General features: G+C 64.5%; 5 protein-coding genes. 3 read left to right on the top strand and 2 right to left on the bottom strand.

What is annotated here, in order from left to right; all coding sequences use genetic code 11:
• The 3 genes from ACFQNJ_RS19240 to ACFQNJ_RS19230 all read left to right on the top strand — a co-directional run.
• Positions 1–220 (top strand): nuclear transport factor 2 family protein (locus ACFQNJ_RS19240; protein ID WP_465262236.1); only part of this gene is annotated, 220 nt, incomplete at its 5' end.
• 8 nt (positions 221–228) lie between these two features.
• On the top strand, positions 229–1,167 hold the full coding sequence (locus ACFQNJ_RS19235; RefSeq protein ID WP_324567763.1) for a PdxA family dehydrogenase: 939 nt from the start codon (positions 229–231) through the stop codon (positions 1,165–1,167).
• Between the two features lie 12 nt (positions 1,168–1,179).
• Positions 1,180–2,178: a 2Fe-2S iron-sulfur cluster-binding protein gene (locus ACFQNJ_RS19230; RefSeq protein ID WP_324567761.1), complete on the top strand. Its 999-nt coding sequence runs from the start codon at positions 1,180–1,182 to the stop codon at positions 2,176–2,178.
• Positions 2,179–2,322: 144 nt separating this feature from the next.
• Here ACFQNJ_RS19230 and ACFQNJ_RS19225 read toward each other — a convergent pair whose 3' ends face one another.
• Complete coding sequence (locus ACFQNJ_RS19225; RefSeq protein ID WP_382260353.1) at positions 2,323–2,844, bottom strand: bacteriohemerythrin; 522 nt, start codon at positions 2,842–2,844, stop codon at positions 2,323–2,325.
• A gap of 144 nt (positions 2,845–2,988) precedes the next feature.
• Positions 2,989–3,208 (bottom strand): nuclear transport factor 2 family protein (locus ACFQNJ_RS19220; protein WP_465262235.1); only part of this gene is annotated, 220 nt, incomplete at its 5' end.

The raw sequence follows: 3,208 nt of genomic DNA, 5'->3' as shown, positions 1-3,208 counted from the left end.
GCTCGGCATGCCGCTGGTTGAGTCGTCCGACGACAAGGCGGCCGTGGCCCGTACGCCGTTCATGGTGGCGCGCATCATGTACACCGGCGAGACCATGCTGTTCGCCAGCGGCGAATACCGCGACCGCTTCGTCAAGGTCGCCGGCAAGCTGCTGCTGGCCGAGCGCGTGGCCGTCTGCGACAGCACCGTGACCGACACGCTGCTGGTGCTGCCGTTGTAAGGGACACCATGCGCCGCATCGCGCTATCGCTGGGCGACCCCAACGGCATCGGGCCGGAGATTGTCCTGAAGGCGCTGGCCGAGCTGGCCAGCGAGCCACAGATCAAGGTCACGGTCTTTGGCGCGCCCGCCGCGCTGGAGCGTGCGGCGGCGAGCACCGGCCTGCAGGCGCTGGTGCCCACGCTGGACGTGCGCTCCTGCGGCGAGCTGTCCGGCTCGGCCTTGCGCTGGGGCGAGGTGAATGCCCAGGCAGGCGCCAGCACCGTGGCTGCAGCCACGGCGGCGATCCAGGCCGCACGCTCCAGCGAGTTCGACGCGGTCGTGGCCGGCCCGCACCACGAGACCGCCATCGCCCAGGCAGGGATCCCGTTCAGCGGTTACCCATCCCTGGTGGCACGCGTGTGCGGGCAGCCCGAGAGCAGCGTCTTCCTGCTGCTCGTGGGCGGCGGCCTCCGCATCGTGCACGCCACGCTGCACGAGAGTGTGGCCACGGCGCTTGCGCGTATCACCCCGGAGTTGGTGATCGCGGCTACTAAATCGGGCGCGCGAGCTTGTGGCCTGATCGGTATCGACAAGCCGAAGATCGCGCTGTTCGGTATCAATCCGCACGCCTCCGAAGGAACGCTGTTCGGGCCGGAAGATGCGGCTCGCACCCTGCCGGCCGCCGAATGCCTGCGCGCCGAGGGCTACGACATCACGGGCCCGGCAGGGGCGGACGTATTGCTCGCCGACCGCAAGCACGACCTCTACGTGGCCATGTTGCACGACCAGGGCCACATCCCCGTCAAGCTCCTGGCGCCCCAGATGGCCAGCGCCATCTCCATCGGTGCCGATGTGCTGCTGGCCAGCACCGGCCACGGCAGTGCCATGGATATCGCCGGCTCGGGCACCGCTCGGCCGAACGCGCTGCTGCGCAGCCTGCGATTGGTTGCGGGCCTTTCTTCCTGAGAATTTTCCATCATGGCTTTTGACATACGCATTGCCGGAACAGACGTGCATTTCGCCTGCGCCGCCGGCCAGAACATCCTCGACGCAGCACTGCAAGCCGGCATCGAGATGCCCTATTCTTGCCGCAAGGGCGTATGCGGTAATTGCGCCGGCCCCGTCACGTCGGGTGAAGTACAGAGCCCGTCCAGCGAGGCCAAACCCACGGGGCAACACCTGTATTGCCAGTGCCTGCCTCAGTCAGACGTCGAGATCGCCCCGGAGGCTTGGCATCGGATCGACCCGAAGGCGCGCAAGACCTACATCGCCAAGGTGTTCCGCAACACGTTGGCGGCCGATGACGTCAGCCTGCTGCAACTGCGCCTTCCTGCTGGCCAGCGCGCCAAGTTCAACGCGGGGCAGTATCTACAGGTGGCGCTGCCGGATGGCAGCCGCCGCAGCTATTCCATGGCCAACGCGCCGCACGAGAACGATACGCTGCACCTGCACATTCGCCACGTGCCGGGCGGCCAGTTCACCCAGATCGTGCCGCAGCTGAAGGCAGGCGACACCCTGCAGGTCGAGCTGCCTTACGGCAACTTTGAACTGAAGGAAGAGTCTATCGGTCCCATGCTCTGCGTCGTGGGCGGCACCGGCTTCGCGCCGGTGAAGTCCCTGCTCGATGACATGGTCAAGAAGGGAGTCAAGCGACCGGTAACGCTCGTGTGGGGTGGCCGCAGCCGCAAAGGCATCTACTTGCCAGCGGCGGTGGAGCGCTGGAAAAAGCTAATGCCTGACTTTCGGTTCATTCCTGCGCTGCAGGACGCAGATGATGCCCGCGACCTGATCGGATTCAACGGCCGCCCAGACGATGCGGTGCGCCAGAACTTCCCGGTCCTAAAGGGCCATGAGGTCTACTGCTGCGGCTCGCCGGCCATGGTGACTGCCGTACGAAAGGTCTGTGTTGAAGAGAGAGGACTGGATCCTCACCACTTCTTCAGCGACGTGTTCGTGCCGGGCCCGGCCGCAGCGTAGCTCTCTACGTTTGCCGGACCGCGGCAACACCTGGCCTGGGAATAGCCGCCCGCCGGCTCGGTACTGCACTTCAGCGACGGGCGCACGCCACCGCCCTGCAGTAGCAACGACCCGAACCGCTCTTGATTGCGACCAAGCCGTCGTTCAGCGGTTCCGTCGGCGGAGCACGACTGGCCGACCACCCCAGCGTCGTTTGCACATCCACGCCGCTAGCGCCGAGTCGAGGTAATCGGCATGGCCCGGAAACCACGCGAGCAGGTGCTGTGCGAAGTCAGCGGCCAGTGCAGCGCCTCCTTGCCCCTCAGCGATGGCACGACGCACGTCAATCGTCGAAGCCAGGACAGAGGCATGCTCATGGATATGGCAGTCGCGCGCGGGAAAATCCGTTTCCACCATCCATTGGTCTTCTTGGTCGAAGTGCCTTCGCGCATGGTCTTCGAAGCAAGCGATCGCCTCCAGTGCTGATTCCTGGCTGCAACTTAGCAGAGCCGCTGTCACATGAAAGAACTCGCGATGCACTTCGTCCATCGGAGTGAAGCCCAGCAAGCGCTCGTCTGTCCACCCGTTTAGTGAATCGTGATCTAACCGCGGCGCTTCACGGTGAGGTGAGTCGGGTGCATTCTTTTCAAGGGAGGGACTGAACTGTCCCTCGGCCGAAACTTTGATCACTTTTTGGCAAGCCTTCGCGCGGTATCTGAGCGCCTACATTGACAGCGGTGACACGGGTCCACCACGGGGCCGCTCCGCAGGCAGGCGCGTTGCCGACAATGGGGCTGAAACGTCCATGACGTTTCAGCCTGGCTCTTCTCTCTAGAACGGGATGACCAGTAAAGTGTCAGTCACTGAACTGTCGCACGCAACGACCCGCTCAGCCAGCAACAGCTTTGAGTCCTCCACCACGAACCGGTCTCGATACGTTCCGGTCGCAAAGACGGTGGTCTCGCCAGTATGCATCGTCCGGACCACTAGAAACGGTGTCTCCGCGACAGCGTTAGCCCGATCGGCGGATTTGACGATCGGCAGTCCGACG

The organism is Hydrogenophaga bisanensis (genome assembly GCF_042665135.1).
GTDB classification, from domain to species: Bacteria; Pseudomonadota; Gammaproteobacteria; order Burkholderiales; family Burkholderiaceae_C; genus Hydrogenophaga; species Hydrogenophaga bisanensis.
The sequence above is the reverse complement of the archived record's forward strand: the minus strand, read 5'-3'. Positions and strand labels throughout refer to the sequence as shown.

Excerpts from the sequence above, each read along its gene's own strand:
- ACFQNJ_RS19235 (WP_324567763.1), top strand. The coding sequence starts at position 229 with ATGCGCCGCATCGCGCTATCGCTGGGCGACCCCAACGGCATCGGGCCG.
- ACFQNJ_RS19230 (WP_324567761.1), top strand. The coding sequence starts at position 1,180 with ATGGCTTTTGACATACGCATTGCCGGAACAGACGTGCATTTCGCCTGC.